The following is a 20414-nucleotide window of genomic DNA, read 5'->3' on the forward strand; positions in this document are numbered from 1 at the left end:
GATTAGATGGATGATATAATTACTTTGTCATATGGAAGTGGGGGGAAGAAAACATCACATTTAATTGAAGATATAATACTTCCTTCACTTTCTTGTGATGAATTAAATAAATTATCAGATGGAGCAGTTTTAGATGTATTCTCAAATAAAATTGCCTTTTCTACAGACAGCTTTGTAGTGAGTCCTTACTTTTTTCCAGGAGGAGACATCGGAAAGCTCGCAGTTTGTGGAACAGTAAATGATTTATCTGTATGTGGTGCAAAGCCAGAATATTTAAGTCTGAGTTTAATTATAGAAGAAGGGTTTAAAATTGAAGAATTAAAAAAGATAATAAAATCAATTGAAGAAACTTCAAAAATATGTAATGTTAAAATAGTAACTGGAGATACTAAAGTTGTTGAAAAGGGGAAAGGCGATGGTATCTATATAAACACATCTGGAATAGGTAGATTAATATATGAAGATTTGGGAAAAGATAAGATATCAGAGGGAGATGCAGTGATTGTAACAGGATGTATAGGTGACCACGGAGCAGCTATTATGGCATCAAGAAATAATTTAGTTGACGAATTTAATGTTAAATCTGACTGTGCACCTGTATATGAATTAGCACAATGTATATTACAATATGGTGATAAAGTAAAAATAATGCGTGATCCTACAAGAGGAGGAGTAGCAACTACTTTAAATGAGTTTGTAGAGAATTCAGAATTTACAATAGAAATATCTGAAGAAAAAATACCAATAAACGTTGAAACAAATAATTTATGTGAAATATTAGGAATAGATCCGCTCTATTCTGCAAATGAAGGAAAAATATTAGCGATAGTAGATAGTAGTGTGGCAGAAAATGTGGTAAACGATTTAAGAAAAATTGAACTTGGTAAAGATGCCGCTATAATTGGATATGTTACTAAAAACTTTCCATCTAAAGTTGTTTTACATACAAATCTTGGTGGGAAAAGAGTTCTTTCAAAATTAACAGGAGCTCAGTTACCAAGAATATGTTAATGATACATAGGAGGTGCGTTTATGCAGGAATTTAAATCATTTGAAATCAAAAAGGAGGAGATTGTTCCTTTAGCAAAAAAAATGAAGGAAAATGGCCACAGATTAGTTATGATTCACGGTTTCGTTGATAAAGAAGGTAAGCATGTAGTGAATTATCAGTATGAAGTAGGAAACTGTATTGAATCATATACAGTTAAGGGTGAAGATACTCTACCTTCAATATCAGAAATTTATGATGTTGCAGCTTCTTGGCCAGAGGAAGAACTTTATGAACTAATGGGAGTTAAGTTTGAAGGCTTAAATATGAGAGGAAGATTATTCTTACCAGATACAATGCTTGAGGGTCAAGGACATATTCTTGTAACTCCATTAGATGAATTAAGAAAGAAGACACTTAAGGAGGGAGAATAATGGGTTATACAATACCAATAGGACCATACCATCCATCATTAGAAGAACCTATTCATGCAAAGCTTTATACTGAAGGGGAAGTTATTAAGGATGCGGAAGTATTCATAGGTTACAATCATAGAGGTATTGAAAAACTCGCTACCGAAAGAAACTTTATCCAAACTTTAACTTTAGTAGAGAGAGTATGTGGTATATGTTCACATTCACATCCATTTGCCTATGCTATGGCAATTGAAAATATAGCACAAATGGAGGTTCCAAAGAGGGGGCAGTATATTAGAGTAATAATGGCAGAATTAGAAAGACTACATTCCCATTATTTATGGATTGGTCTTGCATGCCACTTAATTGGATATGATTCATTGTTTATGTATGTTTGGGATGCAAGAGAAAGGATTATGGATATACTTGAGGAAATATCAGGTAATAGAGTCAACTATGGAATGGTTATAATAGGTGGTTCAAGAAGAGATATTGATGATGAAAAGAGAAAGAAAATTTTAAATATGTTGGATGATTTAATTGAACCACATAATAGAATGAAGGATATATTCCTAAATGATAAAACTGCAGCATTAAGAACAAAAGGAGTAGGAGTGCTACCAAAGGATGTAGCAGAAAGAATGGGAACAATTGGACCTCATGCAAGAGCGTCAGGTGTTAATGTTGACGTTAGAAAAGATGCTCCATATTCTTGTTATGATGAATTTGATTTTAATGTTCCTGTTCTAAATGAAGGAGATGTATGGGCAAGAGTAGTTGTTAGAGTCTTAGAAATAGAAGAAAGTATAAAAATAATAAAACAGGCACTTGAAAATCTACCAGAAGGGCCAATTAATTTAGGAAATAAGCTACCAAAGGTACCTGCTGGCGAATTCACAGCAAGACACGAGGCACCAAGAGGTCAAGTAGTTTATTATGTTGTAACCGATGGAGGACAAACAAATTATAGAATAAGCATACACGTTCCAACATTTAAGACTGCTCCAACAGTTCCATATATGCTGAAAAATAATACAATAGCAGATGCTGGTTTAATTATTGCATCAATAGACCCTTGCTTCTCTTGCTTAGATAGGTAGTGATAAAATGCATGAATTAGCGATAACTGAAGGAATTATTAAAATTGTTGAGAAAGAATCACAAAAGTATAATTTTAATAAGGTTAATGCAATAAAGTTAGTAGTTGGGGAATTATCAGGTGTTTTTCCCCAACTAATTCAGGACTATTTTGATATTGCAAGTAAAGGAACAATAGCTGAGGGAGCAGAACTCATCATAAGAAGAGTAGAAGCCAAAATGAGATGCAATGAATGTGGAAGTGAGGCAAAAGTTGAAAATCATAGATTGAGATGTCGAAATTGTGGAAGTTTAAATGTAAAAATTACTTCTGGAAAAGAATTTTATGTGGATAGTCTGGAGGTCGATTGATTTGGAAATTAAGGTAGTAAAACAGATTCTTGAATGGAATGAAGATTGTAGCAATGAAATAAAAAATACGTTCAATGATAAAAATATATTTATGATTAATGTTATGGGTTCACCTGGTGCTGGGAAAACAAGTTTAATAATGAATCTAATAAATGAATTAAGAAATGACTATAAAATTGCAGTAATCGAGGGAGATATAGCAGGACAAATTGATGCCGAAAAGATAAAACAAATGGATATACCAGTTGTACAACTTAATACCGATGGTGCTTGTCATATTGAGGCTATGTCAATTAAACATATATTAGAATATTTTAATTTAGATGAAGTAGATGTAATTATAGTAGAAAATATAGGTAATTTAGTATGTCCTGCTGAATTTAATATAGGAGAGGACATAAGGGTAGCAATCTTAAGTATTCCTGAAGGAGATGATAAAGTAGAAAAATATCCACTTATGTTCTCAACATCTGAAATTTTAGTTTTAAATAAATATGATATGAAGGAACATTTTGATTTTGATGACAACAAAGTTGAGAATGTAGCAAAGGAATTAAACCCAAATATATCAGTATTTAGAGTATCAAATAAAACAAAATCAGGTTTAGATGAGCTTGTTAATGCATTAAAAAATGCAATAAATAAAAAAATTAAAAAGTAAGGGGGGCTTTAATTGAAATCCACAAAATTCAGTTCAATATTTTCAACCTTTATATTTTGCTACTTATTTTGGATACTGTTTACTTGGACATTTACTTCACAGGAACTTATAACAGGTGCTGTGGTAAGCTTTTTAGTAGCAGTATTGACAGCAAGATTTTTTATTCATCAAAATGCCTTTCATCTTTTTAATCCAGTAAGATTTTTTAATTTAGTTCTTTATATATTTGTATTTTTGAAGGAACTTTGGAAGGCAAATGTCGATGTTGCTAAAAGAGCACTAAATCCAAACTTACCAATAAATCCAGGAATAGTAAAAGTGCCTGTAGGTTTAGAATCAGAATATGGAATGTCAATGCTGGCTAATTCAATAACATTAACTCCTGGAACAATAACAATGGATATAACTGAAGAAAATGGAAAGAACTATTTTTATATTCATTGGATTGATGTTGCTGAAAAGGATAGAGAAAAAGCTGGAGATGCTATTAAGGGTACTTTAGAAAACTGGATAAGGAGGATTTGGAAGTGAATAGTTTAATTATAGTTTCAATATTTTATATTTTATTAGCATTAGCTCTTTCATATAGAGTGTTTAAGGGGCCAAGTGCTGTAGACAGAGTAGTAGCAGCAGATAGCATAGATTTGTTAACTGTAGTTGCACTTGTTCTGTTTTCAGTATTTAGCAAAAGAGCTATCTACTTAGATATTGCACTAACTATTGCAATACTTGGCTTCATAGGAACACTATTAATTTCAAAGTATCTGGAGGGAAAACTATGATATATGTAGCTTATATTTTTATGATAATAGGTTGTTTTTTTGCCTTTGCAGGTACTGTAGGTGTTTTAAGAATGCCTGATGCATATTGTAGAATGCAATCAAGTACAAACATAGCAACACTTGGTACCTTAGGTGCATTACTTGGTGGATTTATTTTTTCATTAACATTAAAAAATACATCAATGGCTTTAAAAATATTGTTTATAGCAATTTTTATAATAATAACAAATCCAGTAGCTGGACATGCTATTTGTAAGGCAGCATATAAATCAGGTGTTAAAGCTGAAAAATTGACATGTGATGATTATGGGAGGGATTTTCCTAATGAATAATATTGTTTTATTAAATATATTAATTTTAATTGGTATTCTTGTTTCAGCCATCTTAACAGTTTATTTCGATGATTTATTGTCATCTATTGTTGCATTAGGAGCTGTAGGTTCATTTGTTGCACTTGAATTTATACTACTACACGCACCTGATGTTGCAATTGCAGAGGCTGCAGTAGGTGTTGTACTACAACCAGTTATATTTATTGTAGCCCTTAATAAAGTAAGGGGGGTTAGAAAATGAAGAAGTTTTTAACATACTTTTCATTAACAGTCTTTTTAATAATAGGTTGCTATACAGCATTGGAAATGTCAAAATTAGCACCAACATTTGATGGTGAAAAGATAAATGTTGTTGAATTATATAATAATCCCCAAAATTATGATTATAATGATGTGGATGGAGTAGCAAATTTAATGGTTAAGCAAACAATTGATAAAACACACGCAATTAACGCTGTTACAGCAATAGTTTTTGACTTTAGAGGCTACGATACGTTAGGCGAATCCTTTGTATTATTTACTGCCATTTCAGGTACTGTTGTAATTCTAAGAAATGCTATGAAAGGAAGGGCAGATTAATATGAGCAATAAGAATATTAAGGTTAAAGATTATATAATTAAATCTGCTGCAGACTTTTTTACACCTATCGGATTAGTCCTTGGACTTTATATAATTTTACACGGACACTTGAGCCCAGGCGGAGGTTTCCAGGGTGGTGTAATTGTTGCTTCAGCAGTAGTTTTAATCTACTTAGGTTATGGATATGAAAAATCATCAAGTACTTTTAAACCAAATATATTAAAAAAGAGTGAAGCAATAGGTGCATTGATGTATACATTCTTTGCGTTACTTGGTATATTTTATGCAGCAAATTTCTGTAGAAATGTATTCTTTAATATTGGAAATCCAGGCGATCTATTTAGTTCAGGTACAATATTTTTAATGAATGCAGCAGTTGGATATAAGGTTTTAACAGGCGTAGGATTTTTAATATTATTAATGTTTGGTTTATTAGGTAATAAAGAAGCATAGATAGGGGTGATTAAATGTTATTAATGAATTATATAACGTGTATAATTCTAATTGTATTAGGTTTATATACAATAGTTACAAAGAAAAACTTAATGAAAATTGTAATAGGAATGGGACTATTAGATTATGGTATAAACCTACTTCTTATAAGTGTAGGGTTTAAAGCAGGGGGTACAGCTCCTATATTTACAATAAATGAACTTGACAAAAGCTCCTTCTTCGTTGACCCTGTACCACAGGCATTAACACTTACATCAATAGTTATAGGTGCCTGTGTAACAGCTCTTGCTCTTGCATTAGTAGTTATGATTAACAAACATTATGGTACTCTTGATACCGATAAGGTAAGGAGGTTAAAAGGATGACACAACATTTGCCAATTTTATCTATAATTTCTTTGTTCATTGGAGCATTTATAGTAGCATTAATAAAAGAAAAAAATGAAATGCTAAGAAATACAATAGTATTAATTGCTACATTTTTATCATTTGTTTTTACAATAATGATGTACAGACCAATCATTCTTGAAGGAAACATATTAACGTATTGGATGGGAAATTGGGAGCCTATTAAAGACTGGGCTATTGGTATAGGTCTTGAAGTTGATCAATTAAGTTTATTCTTTGGTTTATTTATATCACTATCAATAGTTCTATCAGCACTTTATTCTTTTAGATATATTGAAAGGGAAACAGGAAAAGACAAGTACTATGTTTTATTCTTAATGATGTCAGCAAGTGTAATGGGTTTTATATTTACTGGAGACCTTTTCAATATGTATGTAATGATTGAAATTATGACTTTTGCATCAGTTGCTTTAACAGCATTTAGAAATGATAGACCAGAAGCGGTTGAGGCGGGTTTTAAATACATTGCTATTGGTTCTATCGGTTCTTCACTAATACTACTTGCAACTGTAATTATTTATGCACAATTCCATACATTAAATCTGGCACAACTTGCTGGTGAGTTATATAATAACTATACAGCTATAACTATTTTTGCACTTGCATTAATGATAGTTGGTTATGCTGTAAAGGTGTTTGCAGTTCCTACACATTTTGTTGCACCAGATGCTTATATGGTTGCCCCATCATCAATATCAATGCTATTTTCAGGAATAGTCAACAAAGCAGCTGTATATGGTATTTTAAGAATAATATATGTTGTATATCAAAGTATGAATTTATCATCAATGCAATTCTTATTAGTATTTTGGGGAACAGTAACTATGTTTATAGGTGTAACTATGGCTCTTGCCCAACACGACTTTAAAAGACTGTTGGCATTCCATAGTATATCCCAAATTGGTTATGTATTAACAGGTATAGGTTTAACTACTGCACTTGGTATAACAGGGGGATTGTACCACGCATTAAATCATACACTATTTAAAGGATTATTGTTCCTTTGTGCTGGTGCAGTATTCTATGCAACAGGAACTACCGACCTTGATAAACTTGGCGGACTTGCAAAAAGAATGCCACAAACTACTTTAATCTTTTTAATAGGTGCATTTTCAATAAGCGGTATACCACCATTTAATGGTTTTGTTTCAAAGTGGATAATATATCAAGCATCATATGAAGCAGGATATGCACCTGTTACAATAATAGCATTAATTGTAAGTGTAATGACATTAGCTTCTTTTATAAAGGTTGCTCAATCTGCTTTCTTTGGACAATTACCAAAGGAATTTAAAAATGTTGAAGAAGTTCCACTTTCAATGAGAATTCCAATGTGGATTATGGCGATTTTATGTATTGTAGGTGGTATTGTGCCTTCAACTGTTACAAAATATTTAATTACACCAGCAGCAAATGCAGTTATGAATTCAGCAAAGTATGTTGAAGTTATGATGGGAAAAGAGTTTGCTTCAAAATTTTACAGTAATTTAGGAAGTGCTCCAGTTATTGATTATAAATTAGCAGGATACTGGCAACCAATTGCATGGCTAATTTTATTTGGAATACTACTCCTTGCATTTACATTAGTAGCAGTACTTGGTGGATTTAATCCAAAGAAGTTTAGCTATGCTGATGAGGAAGATGCAAAATATGACGTATTCTTTAGTGGTGAATCAGCTGAGTTTTCACACGTAGGTGGAAGTGACTTATTCTGGGGCTTAAAATATCAATTCAGACATTACTTTGATTTTATGCACAAAATTCATAGTGGATTGGTTAATGACTATGCCCTCTCTGTTGTATTAACAGCAGCAGTAATATTACTTTATGTATTTACTTTTGTTAGATAAGGAGGGACTGTAAGGTGGAATTACTAAAAACGATATTATATATATTGCTTTATCCAGGCTTGATATATTGTGTAATAGGGGGGTTAATATTATCAGGTATAGATAGAAAACTTCTTGCAAGAATGCAAAAAAGAATTGGTCCTCCGATATTACAGCCTTTTTATGATTTCTTTAAATTGCTTGGAAAAGAAACAATAGTGCCAAGAAATGCGGCAAAAAAAGCTTTTTTAGCTGCACCTGTAATAGGTTTAATAAGTTTAATTACAGTATCATTATTCATTCCTGTTTTTAAGTTTAGTCCATTTAGCACCTATGCTGATTTAATAGTTGTAATATATCTATTAACAATTCCTGCAGTGGCACTAATTGTTGGTGGTTCTGCATCAGGTTCACCTTATGCAGGGGTTGGTATATCAAGAGAAATGGTTGCTATAATATCCTATGAACTACCTATGGTAGTATCACTGCTTGCTATAGCTAAAAAGGTAGGATTAGCTTTAAATAATGGGGTAATGACATTTTCATTAGCACAAATAGTTGAATACCAAGCACAAAATGGCCCATTATTTACTAAGATATCTATTATACCAGCTTTTATTGCAATGCTTCTTGTAATTCCTTGTAAAGTAGGAAGCTTGCCATTTGATATTGCAGAAGCAGAAATAGAAATATGTGAAGGACCACTTGTTGAATATAGTGGAGCTCCGCTTGCAATATTTAAACTAAATCATGCTATAAAAATGCTTGTTATGACATCACTTTTTGTAACACTTTTCTTAAGTGGAGCAGGAACTGGTATTTTGGTAGTAGACGCTTTAATACAATTTATATTAATAATTATTGTTATGTTCTTCTCAATTACACTTTTAAAGGCCATAACAGCAAGATTAAGAGTTGAACAAACTTTAAAATTCTATTGGACTTACCCTACAGCCCTTGCATTTTTAAGTTTAATACTTGTTTATTTTGGGTTGTAATTTAGGAGGTGTTTAAATGTTTGAGAAGCTAATAGAGAAGGGACTTGAAAAATCAGCTTGGTTATATCATTTAAATACAGGTTCTTGTAATGGTTGTGATATTGAACTTGTGTCAGTTATAACTCCAAGATATGATGCTGAGAGATTTGGATTTAAAATTGCTGGTTCTCCAAGACACGCAGATATTATAGTGGTTTCAGGGCCAATAACATCTCAATCAAGAGATAGACTTATAAGAACTTTAGCACAGGTTCCAGATCCTAAGGTTGTTGTTTCATTAGGTTCATGCCCAAGATCCTGTAATGTATTTAATGGAAGCTATTGTGTAGAAGGTCCATTAGACAAATATACACCAATTGATGTATCAATTGCTGGTTGTCCTCCAAAACCAGAAGCAATAATGGCAGGACTTGTTAGAGCTGTTGAAATATTAAAGGAAAAAAGGAGGGCAATGAAATGAAATTCCCTTATTTAAAAGAAGCAGTAAAATCATTGTTTTCAAAGCCTTCAACTGAGAATTTTCCAAAGGAAGTAAAGGAAGCTCCAGAGGGCTATAGAGGAAAAATTGCCTTTTATCCTGAAAAATGTGTAAATTGTGGTATGTGTATTAGAGTATGTGCCCCAGGTGCAATTACAAGAACAATTGAGAAGGTTGAAGAAGGAGATAAAATAACATTCCAATTTTATATGGGACAATGTACCTTCTGTCAACTTTGCCAAGACTTCTGTGCGAGAAAAGCAATAGAATTAACAAAGGAATATATAATGATTGCTGAGGATGAGGAAGATTTAATGGTAAGAGGTACTTTTATTAAAAAGGCACCTCCTAAACCACCTGTACCACCAGCAAAACCAGCTACTCCAGCTGCCAATAATGTTGAAGCAAAAAAGGAAGAAGCGAAGTCTGAATAGTTTTTAGGCTGTTGACAAAATAGTCAACAGCCATTTTGTTAAAAAAAGTAATTTAAAAGCGAGAGTACATATTTAGAATTAAAATTAAAATAAAGTTTAAAATAAAAGAGAGAAAGTATTTGAAAATTTCATTATTTTAAGTTAAAATATAAAATGCGACTTTGAAAGGAGGAATAATATGATTACAAAGGAATATGTAGCATCTATAATTGACCACACAATACTAAAGGCTGAAACAACTCCTGAAGATGTAAAAAAGGTATGCAGTGAAGCAAAGGAAAATAATTTTGCTTCTGTATGCATTAATCCTTGCTATGTTAAGCTTGCAGCAGAAGAATTAAAGGGAACAAATGTAAAGGTTTGTACAGTAATTGGTTTTCCATTAGGAGCAAATTCATCAGATGTAAAAGCTTTTGAGACTAAAAAGGCTATAGAAGATGGTGCTCAAGAAGTTGATATGGTTATAAATATAGGAATGTTAAAGGCAAAGGAATATGAATATGTTAAAAAGGATATTGAAGCTGTAGTGAATGCTGCAAAGGGTAAAGCTTTAGTTAAAGTAATAATTGAAACTTGTTTATTAACTGATGAGGAAAAGGAAATAGCATGTAAGCTATCAGTTGAAGCAGGTGCAGATTTTGTGAAAACATCAACAGGATTTAGTAAATGGGGAGCTAAAGAAGAAGACGTAAGATTAATGAGAAGAGTTGTAGGAAGTGATAAAGGCGTAAAGGCTTCAGGTGGAGTACATAGTTTTGAAGATGCAGTTAGAATGATTGAAGCAGGTGCAAATAGAATAGGTGCCAGCTCATCATTAAAGATAATAGGAAAGTCAAGTGAAGAAAAGGCATATTAATAAATTTTAAATTAAAAGTCCTCTATAGGAAAAATAGAGGACTTTTAATTTTTTTATCCTTAAAATTACAAATTCAGAATATTATATAATAAGTAAGGAGGTGAGCATATGTCACCAGTAAAAAAATTATCTGTAGAAGATTTAACAGTAAAATTTAATCTACCTAAATTTAAGAATACTTCAGAAATAAAACCAGAATACAAATTAATAGATCAAGATAGAGCAATCGATGCAATTAACTTTGCACTTGATATTCAACAGTTTGGCTACAATATATATGTTTGTGGATATGAAGGGATTGGAAAAAGGAGCTATTTAATTGATTTGTTAAAGAAAAGAGCAAAGGATGAAAAAACACCTTCTGATTGGATATATGTATATAACTTTGAGGATGTGTATAAGCCATTGGCTATAGAATTAAAGCCAGGTACAGCAAATATATTAAAAAACGATTTAAATCAATTTGTTGATGAATTATGTGAAGAAATTACAGAATTATTTAGTAGTGAAGAGTATGAGAAGAGAAGAAATGATTTGATAGACTATTATGAAAAAATGATTATAGATTTAGCAGATGAACTAAACGAAAAATCAAAGGAAAAAAAATTGATATTCAAATATACAAATGATGGCTTTGCCTTTATACCTATAAATTGTAATAATAAAGAAATGACTGAACAGGAATATATAGATTTGCCAGATGAAGAGAAAGAACAGATCAATAAAAATGTGAGTGATTTAAGAAATTTAGCATATGAAATTTTAAGAAAGACAAAAGCTTTGAAAAAAGAAATGAACCAAAAACTTAAAGATTTAGAATTTAGCTTTTTTACATTGTATATAGAGGATAAAATTAGCTCCCTAATAGATAAATACAACTATAACGATAAGTTAGTAAAGTACTTTAATTCATTAAAAAATGATATTATAGATAATTTAGATGTGTTTATTGATATTGAAAATGTGGATAAGGATTTTTTGGAGGCATTTTTATCAAGATATGATGTAAATGTGTTTGTTAATAATTTAGGAGAAGGTGCACCTGTTATTATAGAAGAAACTCCAGAGTATCAGAAATTGATAGGACTAATTGAATATGAAAATAAATCTGGAAATTTAGTAACTGATTTTACAATGATACAACCTGGTAGTCTTCATTATGCAAATGGAGGATATCTTGTTGTTGACGCACGAAAATTGCTTGAAAGCTTTTGGGGGTATGAAGCATTAAAAAGAACTTTAATGTTAGGTAAAATTACAATTGAAAATTTTAAAAATCAACTTGATATAATACCTATTGAAAACTTAAAACCTGAAGCAATTCCTATTAAGACAAAAGTTATTATGATTGGAAGCCCAGAAATATATTATCTTTTATATAATTACGATGAGGATTTTAAAAAACTTTTCAAAATTAAAGCAGAATTTAATAACAAGATAAAAGATAATTATGATAATATAAATTGCTTTTTAAAGTTAATAAAATATTTAATTGATGAAAAAAAGTTTAAGGATATAACCTACGAGGGTGTACAGGAACTTGTTTATTATTCTAAAAAGCTTTCTGAGAATAAAAATTATTTAACGTCAAACATTTCGAATATTTTGGAAATTCTTGAACAAGCTAATCATATAGCAAAGAATAATAAGAGAAAGTTTATAGATCAAGATGACATCAAAGCTGCATTAATAAAGAAGGAGAAAAGGAATTCTCTAATTAGAGATGAAGTTATAGAACTATATGAAAATAATAAATATCTAATAGATGTTAAGGGCTACAAGGTAGGGCAAGTAAATGCATTATCAGTTATTGATTATGGAGATTATGAATTTGGAAGAGTAAATAGAGTTACTGTTAACACTTTTAGTGGAGTAGGTAATATTATTAATATTGATAGAGAGGTTGGTTTAAGTGGAAGTATATTTAATAAAGCTATATTAATTTTAACAGGTTATATAGGTGAACGATTTGGTAAGGTTAATAATTTATCATTTAATGCAAGTATATGTTTTGAACAAATGTATGGTGAAATTGATGGAGATAGTGCTACATTAGCTGAAACTGTAGCCTTAATATCAAGTTTAGCTGAAGTACCAATTAATCAGGGAATTGCAATAACAGGGTCAGTAAATCAAAAAGGTACTGTTCAAGCAGTTGGAGGTGTGAATACAAAAATAAGAGGATATTTTGATATTTGTAGGCTTTATGGATTAGATGGAACACAAGGTGTTATTATACCTGAATCAAATTTAGATGATTTAGTGCTTGATGATGATATAATTGAAGCTGTTAAAGAAAATATGTTTAGTATATATACAGTAACTAACGTTGAAGATTGCTTTGATATAATACTTGAACCTACATTTAAGAAGGGAAGAAAGAATAAAAATTTTGATTTGATAGAAGAGAAAATTTTAAAAAGAATTGAAAAGTTAAAGGAAAAAAAGGAGAAGAGTAAAAAAGAATAGGCTGCAAAGGCAGCCTATTTTTAAACATTGAAACGAAATACAATCACATCTCCATCTTGCACAACATATTCTTTTCCTTCAAGTCTAATAAGTCCCTTTTCACGTGCAGCAGCTTCTGAACCACTTGAAACTAAATCCTCAAATGAAATTACTTCTGCACGTATAAATCCACGTTCAATATCTGAGTGTATTTTTCCTGCAGCCTGAGGAGCTTTAGTTCCTTTTCTTATTGTCCAAGCTCTAACTTCTTTTGGACCAGCTGTTAAGAAGCTAATTAAACCAAGTAAATCATAGCTGGCTCTAATTAACTTATTTAATCCAGGTTCTTCAAGTCCATAATCACTTAAAAATTCTTGTTTTTCATCATCGGATAGCATTGATATTTCTTCTTCAAGTTTTGCACAAAGAGGTATTACTTGCGAATTTTCAGCTTTTGCATATTCTATTACTTTATTTAATAATCTGTTATTGTCATATCCATTTATTATGTCATCTTCAGATAAATTTGCTACATACAGAACTGGCTTTGAGGTTAGTAAAAAATACTGCTTTAAAAATTCTCTCTCTTCATCAGTCATTTCAATAGTTCTTGCAGGTTTCATTTGTTCAAGATGTGCCTTTAGTCTTTCCATAAAATTGAGCTCCTCTTGAGCTTTTTTATCACCTGATCTTGCTGTTTTTCTTGTCTTATCTATTCTTCTATCAAGAACTTCCATATCAGAAAATATTAGTTCAAGATTTATTGTTTCAATATCTCTAATAGGGTCAACTGACCCTTCAACGTGAACAATGTTTGTATCTTCAAAACATCTAACAACGTGAACTATTGCTTCTACTTCTCTTATATGAGATAAAAACTTGTTACCAAGACCTTCACCTTTGCTTGCACCTCTTACTAAACCTGCTATGTCGTAAAACTCAACTATTGCAGGGGTAACCTTTTCCGGGTTATACATATTTGCAAGCACATCAAGTCTTTTATCAGGTACAGCAACAACACCAACGTTTGGCTCAATTGTACAGAAGGGATAATTAGCTGATTCGGCACCAGCTTGAGTTATTGCATTAAAAAGAGTACTTTTACCAACATTAGGTAATCCTACAATACCAAGCTTCATATATATCTTCCTTTCTTTGTTTTCTATTAATTACACAAAATAAATTTTAGCAAAAGTAGGCTAATTTTTTCAAGTGTTAAAAAATAAAAGGCTGCTAATGCAGCCTTTGGTGCCGAAGGCGGGGGTCGAACCCGCACGGGTGTTACCCCACCGGATTTTGAGTCCGGCGCGTCTGCCAATTCCACCACTTCGGCAAGAACAATTTGATATTAGCATATTTATATATTTTTGTCAATAGATAAAATTGGTTATATTAATCATAAAAAAAGGCAGAATCATTTACTGCCTTTTTTTATTCTATTTGGTTTTGGTTTTGGACGACCTATAACAGGTTTTTGTTTTTCAATTTTAGCTAATCTTATTAATTCAAAATAAGTTAAGAAAAACACAACAAATAAAGTTGTTTGAAGAAGTTGTAGAGTAATTGATTTTATGTAATATGCTTTAAAAATAAATGGGAAAAATAATGTAAATCCAATCAATAGAAAAAGTAACCATTTTTTACCCTTAAAAAAATTAATTAAGTAGGGCTTTGACACATTAAAAATTGATAACGAAATTATAGTTAAAACAATAATTAAAAATATTTGATATAAAATCTGCATCTATAAATACCTCCCTTTCAATTATATTATATCAATATTTAAAAATATTTCTATAGCTAATAACTAATTGAAGAATATTTAATATAGTGTTATTATATTAAAAAAAGAAAATGGAGTGTGAATAGTAGATATGAGTAATAAACTGCTAATAATAGATGGTAATAGCTTAATGAATAGAGTTTTTTATGCGTTACCACCAATGAACAATAGCGAAGGGAAACATACTAATGCGGTCTATGGATTATCGGTAATTCTTTTAAAAATTATAAAAGATTTAAAACCTAATTATATTGCAGCAGCTTTTGATAAGAAGGCTCCAACTTTTAGGCATATTGAATATGAGGAATACAAAGCAGGTAGAAAAAAAATGCCTGATGAGCTTGCAGAACAATTTCCAATAGCAAAGGAATTGTTAAGAGCCTTTAATATAGGGATATATGAGATAGAAGGATATGAAGCCGATGATATTATTGGAACAATGAGTAGTAAATTTGAACAGGATGGTTTTGAAATATATATATTAACTGGGGATAGGGATTCTCTACAGTTAGTTTCAAATTCTACAAAGGTATTAATAACTAAAAAAGGCATTACTGATTTGGAAGTATATGATATAGAGGCTATTAGAGAAAAATATGGTTTTGATCCTATTAAAATAATTGATTTAAAGGGTTTAATGGGTGATACTTCAGATAATATACCTGGTGTACCTGGTATAGGTGAAAAAACTGCAATAAAATTATTAAGCGAATTTGGAAGTATTGAAAATATATATGAAAATATAGATAAAATAACGGCTAAAAAAGTAAAAGAAAATTTAATAAATAATAGAGAACAAGCTTTCTTGAGCAAAAAGTTGGCAACTATTAATAAAAATGTACCTATAAGTTTCAATCTTAATGAAATGAATATAGAAAACTATGATTATCAAAAAGTTATGGCTATATTTGAAGAATTGGATTTTAAGAGTTTAATTAATAAGATACCAAATGTTGAAGAACAAAAAAAGGAGGAAGTTAAAAAAGTTGAGCTAAATTTTAATATCGATGAATTAAAACTATTTTTAAAAAACAAAGGTGAAATTTATTTTTATTACATAAAAGAAGAGGATACATTAGTATTTGAAAATGGTTATGCAGTAAAAGGAAATTTTTTATGGGAATTTAAGACGTTATTTGAGGATAAAAATATTGAGAAAAATACATATGATGCAAAGGCATTATATAATAGGCTTATGGCCTATGGCATAAAGCTAAGGGGGCTTAAAAATGATTTAGGAATAATTTTATATCTTTTAAACCCATCAGATGATTTTTCATCAAATAATAAGGTAATTGCCAATATATTGAGGTTAAATGAAAATCAATTAACAAATGAGCATATACCAATTTTTATTGGTTTTATGAAGAATATAATTGAAGAAAAGCTAAAATTAATAAAGGAGTACTCCCTTGAAAAACTGTTATATGAGATAGAAATTCCATTGATTGAAGTTTTAGCATCAATGGAACATTATGGATTTAAGATAAACAAGGAAGTATTAAAAGATATAGGGTTTAAACTATCAGAAGAAATAGATAAATTGACTTCAGAGATTTATGACATAGCTGGTGAAGAATTTAATATTAATTCACCAAAGCAATTAGGGGTTATTTTATTTGAAAAATTAAATTTACCAGTTATTAAAAAGACAAAAACAGGATACTCAACCAATGCTGAAGTACTTGAAGAATTAAGGGATAAACACGAAATTGTATCAAAGATTATAACATATAGACAACTTGTAAAACTTAAGACAACATATATCGATGGATTAATGAATGCAGTACAAGCAGATGGAAAGATTCATTCGAATTTTAATCAGATGATAACTGCTACAGGAAGAATATCAAGTACTGAGCCTAATCTTCAAAACATACCTATAAAATTAGAACAGGGAAGAGAAATTAGACGTGCCTTCGAACCTGAAAATAATAATTATGTAATTTTAACAGCTGATTATTCTCAAATAGAATTGAGATTGCTTGCACATATTTCAGGTGATGAAAATTTAATTGAGTCCTTTAAAAATGGTGAGGATATACATAAAAGAACAGCATCAGAGGTCTTTAATATACCAATTGATGAAGTTACAGCAATACAAAGAAGTAGAGCAAAAGCTATCAATTTTGGCATAGTGTATGGATTAAGTGATTTTGGATTGGCACAGGATTTAAAAATTACAAGAAAGGAAGCAAAGGAATATATAGAAAATTATTTTGCAAGATATACTGGAGTTAGAAAATACCTTGATGATGTAATAAAAAGAGCAAAAGAAAATGGTTATGTAAAGACAATATTTAATAGAATAAGGTTTATACCTGAAATTAATTCATCAAACAGAAATATAAGGATGCTTGGAGAAAGACTAGCAATGAATACTCCAATACAGGGTTCAGCAGCTGATATAATTAAAATTGCAATGGTAAATGTTTATAGAAAGTTAGAAGAATTGGGATTAAAATCAAGAATTATTTTACAAGTTCACGATGAATTGGTTTTAGAAGTTCATAAAGAAGAATTAGAAGAAGTGAAGAAAATAGTGAAATTTGAAATGGAGAATTGTGTTGAGTTAAAGGTCCCATTAATTGTTGATATAAAATGGGCAAATAACTGGTACGAAGCTAAGTAGGTGATTTTATGAAAATAATAGGACTAACTGGAGGAATTGCCTCTGGTAAATCTACAGTTTCTAATTACTTAATTTTAAAGGGATTAGATGTTATAGATGCAGATTTAATTTCAAGAGAAATTTATCAGGTTGGTGAAAAAGCATATAGAATTGTAGTAGATGAGTTTGGAAAAGATATACTAAATGAAGATTTAACAATCAATAGAAAAAAACTTGCACAAATTGTATTTAGTAATAATGATCAATTAAAAAAATTAAACGAGATTACTCATCCGATTATTTTTGAAAAAATTAAAAAAAGAGTATATGAAATTAATAAAATGAACAAAAGAGTATGTATAATCGACGCAGCACTTTTGTTTGAAAGTAATTGGTATAATATATGCGATATTAAATGGCTTGTTTATGTTGATAAAATAACACAAATTAAAAGGCTAATTGAAAGAGATAAAATAAGTGAAGAGGATGCAGTTAAAAGGATAAATGCCCAGATGCCTATTGTGGAAAAAATAAAATTGGCTGATTTTATAATTAACAATTCAGGAGATTTAAGATATACTTATGAGCAAGTAGACATATTATTAAACATAGCACTTAATGGAGGAAGTAATGAATAAAGTTTTAAGGCTTTTATGCTTAATATTAATTGTATTGATGGCAATAAACCATAAAGCGATTTTAAAAAGTATTTTTCCTTTAAAGTATAATAATCTGGTTTATAAGTATTCCAAACAATATAATATCGATTCAATGTTGGTTTTTGCAGTAATTAAAGCAGAAAGCAACTTTAATGAAAATGCAGTATCCAAAAAAGGAGCTGTTGGGCTTATGCAAATTACTCCAAAAACAGGGGAGTATATTGCGGATTTAATGAATGATAAAACCTATAAAAATGAAAAACTATTTGAACCAGAAATGAACATAAAATATGGATGTTTTTATTTAAAGAGAATGATAAATCAATATGATGGAAATATAGAGCTTGCACTAATGGCATATAATGCAGGCTCTACAAATGTAAATCGATGGATTCAGTCATTAGGAAATGACTTTGATGTTGATTTAATTCCGTTTAATGAAACAAAAAATTATGTAAAAAAAATAAAAAAATACTATAAATTATATCAATATATTTATACGGATATTGACATTTAGTTATTAAAATGTTAATATAAATGTGTAAGCGGAGATGGCGGAATCGGCAGACGCGCACGTTTGAGGGGCGTGTGGGTATCCCGTGCGGGTTCAAGTCCCGCTCTCCGCACCAATGGTGATAAAAAAGGCCTTTGTCAAAGGGCCTTTTATTTTTGGCTCTTTGTCAATTGTTGGGGCGGGTATTCGATTAGAATGCCTGTCCTTTCTTGTTTGAAAATTATTTAAGAAAGAAGGCTGTATTTTGGAGTGTATCCTTTAAAAATTGTAAAATAAAAAACTAATGCAATTTGGAATTTAAAATTGGTTATTATAATTTTTTAACTATAAAAAACATAATGTTTGTTGTTAAAAACATAGAAGGAATTTTTATTTTTTTGAAGAATTAATAAAATATAAATTATTTTTAGGTGATAATATGATACCAATTTTAATAAATGAGGGAGAATTAACCATAAAATCAATAAACAAAAAGGACTTAAATAGTATATACAATTTTTTAAAAGAACTAAACGGTAAGCATAAATTGTATTACGACAATGATTTGAGTTTTGATTATATTAAAAAAAGGTATATTGAGACTCTAATAAATTCTATGGAATATTTTTGTGGTATATACAGCCAAAATGAGTTAATTGGTATTTTAAAGGGGAGATTAGAAGTAAAGGGAGAACTGGAATCTTGGCTAATGGCTCTTTATTTAAAGAAAAATTTATTACAAAAAGAAGAAGGAAATTTGATATTAAAAAATTTTGAAGAATACTTATACCACGTGTATAATGTTAGGGTTTTTAATGTAATTGTAAATGATAGGTGTGAATGTGATGAATTCTGGGAAAAAAATGGATATAATTTCAATCGAAAATTAAATTATCAAGATAGAGTATTTAATTCATATATATATACAAAAAGAAGGGGAGGATAATATGGATTATAATACTAATTGGTATTATGATAAAAAAATTGAAAGGACAAAAAAAGCACTGGAGAAAAATAACTATGAAGTATATGTTGTAGATAATGTTGAAGAAATGAAGGAGAAGGTTTTAGAATTAATACAAGATAAAAGCAAAGTGTCCTTTGGTGGTTCAATGACTTTAGTTAATTCAGGGATATTAGAGGATTTAAGAAAAAAGGATATAGTACTTTTAGATAGATATAAAGAAGGTTTAACAGGTGATGAGATAGGTAATTTATATAGAGAAACATTTTTTGCTGATTATTACATAACAAGTAGCAATGCAGTTACTGAAAATGGGGAGCTAGTTAATCTTGATGGAACAGGAAATAGAGTTGCAGCTATGATTTTTGGACCAAAGAAGGTTATAGTTTTAGTAGGAAAGAATAAAATTGTTAAGGATTTAGATGAAGCATATGATAGAGTAAGAAACTATGCTTCTCCTATTAATGCTAAAAGATTAAATAGGAGAACTCCTTGTTGTGAAATAGGATATTGTATGGATTGTAATTCAAGTGACAGAATATGTAATCATTATGTGGTTACCTATAGGCAAAATGTAAAGGGCAGGGGAATAGTAATAATTGTCAAAGAAGATTTAGGTTATTAATGTTGAAGTTTTAATTTTTTTATAGTATAATATTTTTTGTATAAAATTAAGATTGCCGAATCTCATTAGAGTACGGAGGAACCAATAATTGGGGTGAAGCTATTTATTAGCGGGGATACCTTCTCCCTAACCCGTCAGCTAACTCCGGAGGCGAAGAAGGGATGGTGT

General features: G+C 30.2%; 25 protein-coding genes, 2 tRNA genes and 1 riboswitch. Of the genes, 24 read left to right on the top strand and 3 right to left on the bottom strand.

Translation table 11 applies throughout. The annotated features are described in order from the left end of the window. Positions 1-6 precede the first annotated feature (6 nt). The 18 genes from hypE (at position 7) to BUB63_RS01855 (ending at position 13132) form a co-directional block, all read left to right on the top strand. Positions 7-1011, top strand: coding sequence for a hydrogenase expression/formation protein HypE (hypE, locus tag BUB63_RS01770; protein ID WP_027308225.1), 1005 nt, complete (start codon positions 7-9; stop codon positions 1009-1011). Between the two features lie 21 nt (positions 1012-1032). Then, on the top strand, positions 1033-1422 hold the full coding sequence (locus BUB63_RS01775) for an NADH-quinone oxidoreductase subunit C (RefSeq protein ID WP_027308224.1): 390 nt from the start codon (positions 1033-1035) through the stop codon (positions 1420-1422). After that, a complete protein-coding gene (locus BUB63_RS01780) occupies positions 1422-2504 on the top strand; it encodes a hydrogenase large subunit (RefSeq protein ID WP_073247739.1) in 1083 nt (360 codons plus the stop codon). The genes BUB63_RS01775 and BUB63_RS01780 overlap by 1 nt, the downstream gene beginning before the upstream one ends. Before the next feature lie 7 nt (positions 2505-2511). Beyond that, positions 2512-2853 (top strand): hydrogenase maturation nickel metallochaperone HypA, encoded by a 342-nt coding sequence (hypA, locus tag BUB63_RS01785; RefSeq protein WP_027308222.1) that lies wholly within the window; start codon positions 2512-2514, stop codon positions 2851-2853. Between the two features lies 1 nt (position 2854). Continuing rightward, entirely contained in the window at positions 2855-3514 is a 660-nt protein-coding gene (gene hypB, locus BUB63_RS01790) for a hydrogenase nickel incorporation protein HypB (RefSeq protein WP_027308221.1), read from the top strand. Positions 3515-3526: 12 nt separating this feature from the next. Then, entirely contained in the window at positions 3527-4045 is a 519-nt protein-coding gene (locus tag BUB63_RS01795; RefSeq protein WP_073247740.1) for a Na+/H+ antiporter subunit E, read from the top strand. Then, positions 4042-4296: an MrpF/PhaF family protein gene (locus BUB63_RS01800; RefSeq protein WP_073247741.1), complete on the top strand. Its 255-nt coding sequence runs from the start codon at positions 4042-4044 to the stop codon at positions 4294-4296. Before BUB63_RS01795 ends, BUB63_RS01800 begins: the two co-directional genes overlap by 4 nt. After that, positions 4293-4628: a monovalent cation/H(+) antiporter subunit G gene (gene mnhG, locus BUB63_RS01805; RefSeq protein ID WP_027308218.1), complete on the top strand. Its 336-nt coding sequence runs from the start codon at positions 4293-4295 to the stop codon at positions 4626-4628. The genes BUB63_RS01800 and mnhG overlap by 4 nt, the downstream gene beginning before the upstream one ends. After that, the gene (locus BUB63_RS01810; RefSeq protein WP_027308217.1) at positions 4621-4869 is read left to right on the top strand and encodes a hydrogenase subunit MbhD domain-containing protein; all 249 of its coding nucleotides are present in this window, start codon (positions 4621-4623) and stop codon (positions 4867-4869) included. The genes mnhG and BUB63_RS01810 overlap by 8 nt, the downstream gene beginning before the upstream one ends. Continuing rightward, positions 4866-5207, top strand: a complete 342-nt coding sequence (mbhE, locus tag BUB63_RS01815; RefSeq protein ID WP_027308216.1) for a hydrogen gas-evolving membrane-bound hydrogenase subunit E — start codon at positions 4866-4868, stop codon at positions 5205-5207. The genes BUB63_RS01810 and mbhE overlap by 4 nt, the downstream gene beginning before the upstream one ends. A 1-nt stretch (position 5208) precedes the next feature. Then, on the top strand, positions 5209-5661 hold the full coding sequence (locus BUB63_RS01820; RefSeq protein ID WP_073247742.1) for an MnhB domain-containing protein: 453 nt from the start codon (positions 5209-5211) through the stop codon (positions 5659-5661). Positions 5662-5675: 14 nt separating this feature from the next. Continuing rightward, complete coding sequence (locus BUB63_RS01825) at positions 5676-6026, top strand: sodium:proton antiporter (RefSeq protein WP_027308214.1); 351 nt, start codon at positions 5676-5678, stop codon at positions 6024-6026. Beyond that, positions 6023-7918: a proton-conducting transporter transmembrane domain-containing protein gene (locus BUB63_RS01830; protein WP_051350602.1), complete on the top strand. Its 1896-nt coding sequence runs from the start codon at positions 6023-6025 to the stop codon at positions 7916-7918. The genes BUB63_RS01825 and BUB63_RS01830 overlap by 4 nt, the downstream gene beginning before the upstream one ends. 14 nt (positions 7919-7932) lie before the next feature. Beyond that, on the top strand, positions 7933-8895 hold the full coding sequence (locus BUB63_RS01835) for a respiratory chain complex I subunit 1 family protein (protein WP_027308213.1): 963 nt from the start codon (positions 7933-7935) through the stop codon (positions 8893-8895). Positions 8896-8911: 16 nt separating this feature from the next. Continuing rightward, on the top strand, positions 8912-9355 hold the full coding sequence (locus tag BUB63_RS01840; protein ID WP_027308212.1) for an NADH-quinone oxidoreductase subunit B family protein: 444 nt from the start codon (positions 8912-8914) through the stop codon (positions 9353-9355). After that, entirely contained in the window at positions 9352-9807 is a 456-nt protein-coding gene (locus BUB63_RS01845) for a 4Fe-4S dicluster domain-containing protein (RefSeq protein WP_051350601.1), read from the top strand. The genes BUB63_RS01840 and BUB63_RS01845 overlap by 4 nt, the downstream gene beginning before the upstream one ends. Before the next feature lie 178 nt (positions 9808-9985). Further along, positions 9986-10663 (top strand): deoxyribose-phosphate aldolase, encoded by a 678-nt coding sequence (deoC, locus tag BUB63_RS01850; RefSeq protein WP_073247743.1) that lies wholly within the window; start codon positions 9986-9988, stop codon positions 10661-10663. Between the two features lie 108 nt (positions 10664-10771). Continuing rightward, positions 10772-13132 carry a Lon protease family protein gene (locus BUB63_RS01855; protein ID WP_073247744.1) on the top strand — a complete coding sequence of 787 codons (2361 nt, stop codon included), beginning with the start codon at positions 10772-10774 and terminating at the stop codon, positions 13130-13132. A 20-nt stretch (positions 13133-13152) separates the two neighbouring features. Here the strand turns inward: BUB63_RS01855 and ychF are convergent, their stop codons facing one another. From ychF to BUB63_RS01870, 3 genes are all read right to left on the bottom strand, one after another. Further along, positions 13153-14250, bottom strand: coding sequence for a redox-regulated ATPase YchF (ychF, locus tag BUB63_RS01860; protein WP_073247745.1), 1098 nt, complete (start codon positions 14248-14250; stop codon positions 13153-13155). 107 nt (positions 14251-14357) lie between these two features. Further along, a tRNA-Leu gene (locus tag BUB63_RS01865) sits at positions 14358-14444 on the bottom strand. An 81-nt stretch (positions 14445-14525) separates the two neighbouring features. Further along, positions 14526-14855: a hypothetical protein gene (locus tag BUB63_RS01870; RefSeq protein ID WP_027308208.1), complete on the bottom strand. Its 330-nt coding sequence runs from the start codon at positions 14853-14855 to the stop codon at positions 14526-14528. A 130-nt stretch (positions 14856-14985) separates the two neighbouring features. On the opposite strand from BUB63_RS01870, the gene polA reads away from it, so the two are divergent. The 6 genes from polA to BUB63_RS01900 all read left to right on the top strand — a co-directional run bounded on the left by polA (position 14986) and on the right by BUB63_RS01900 (position 20246). Continuing rightward, complete coding sequence (polA, locus tag BUB63_RS01875) at positions 14986-17526, top strand: DNA polymerase I (RefSeq protein ID WP_073247746.1); 2541 nt, start codon at positions 14986-14988, stop codon at positions 17524-17526. A gap of 8 nt (positions 17527-17534) precedes the next feature. After that, positions 17535-18143, top strand: coding sequence for a dephospho-CoA kinase (coaE, locus tag BUB63_RS01880; protein WP_073247747.1), 609 nt, complete (start codon positions 17535-17537; stop codon positions 18141-18143). Then, a complete protein-coding gene (locus tag BUB63_RS01885; RefSeq protein ID WP_073247748.1) occupies positions 18136-18681 on the top strand; it encodes a lytic transglycosylase domain-containing protein in 546 nt (181 codons plus the stop codon). Before coaE ends, BUB63_RS01885 begins: the two co-directional genes overlap by 8 nt. Before the next feature lie 28 nt (positions 18682-18709). Beyond that, positions 18710-18793: transfer RNA gene (locus BUB63_RS01890), tRNA-Leu, on the top strand. A gap of 303 nt (positions 18794-19096) precedes the next feature. Further along, positions 19097-19603 carry a GNAT family N-acetyltransferase gene (locus BUB63_RS01895; protein ID WP_027308204.1) on the top strand — a complete coding sequence of 169 codons (507 nt, stop codon included), beginning with the start codon at positions 19097-19099 and terminating at the stop codon, positions 19601-19603. Position 19604: 1 nt separating this feature from the next. Beyond that, a complete protein-coding gene (locus tag BUB63_RS01900) occupies positions 19605-20246 on the top strand; it encodes a lactate utilization protein (RefSeq protein WP_073247749.1) in 642 nt (213 codons plus the stop codon). Between the two features lie 43 nt (positions 20247-20289). Continuing rightward, positions 20290-20414: riboswitch (cyclic di-AMP (ydaO/yuaA leader) on the top strand.

Origin of the sequence: Caloramator proteoclasticus DSM 10124, assembly GCF_900129265.1 — a bacterium.
In the GTDB taxonomy this organism is placed as follows: domain Bacteria; phylum Bacillota; class Clostridia; order Clostridiales; family Caloramatoraceae; genus Thermobrachium; species Thermobrachium proteoclasticum.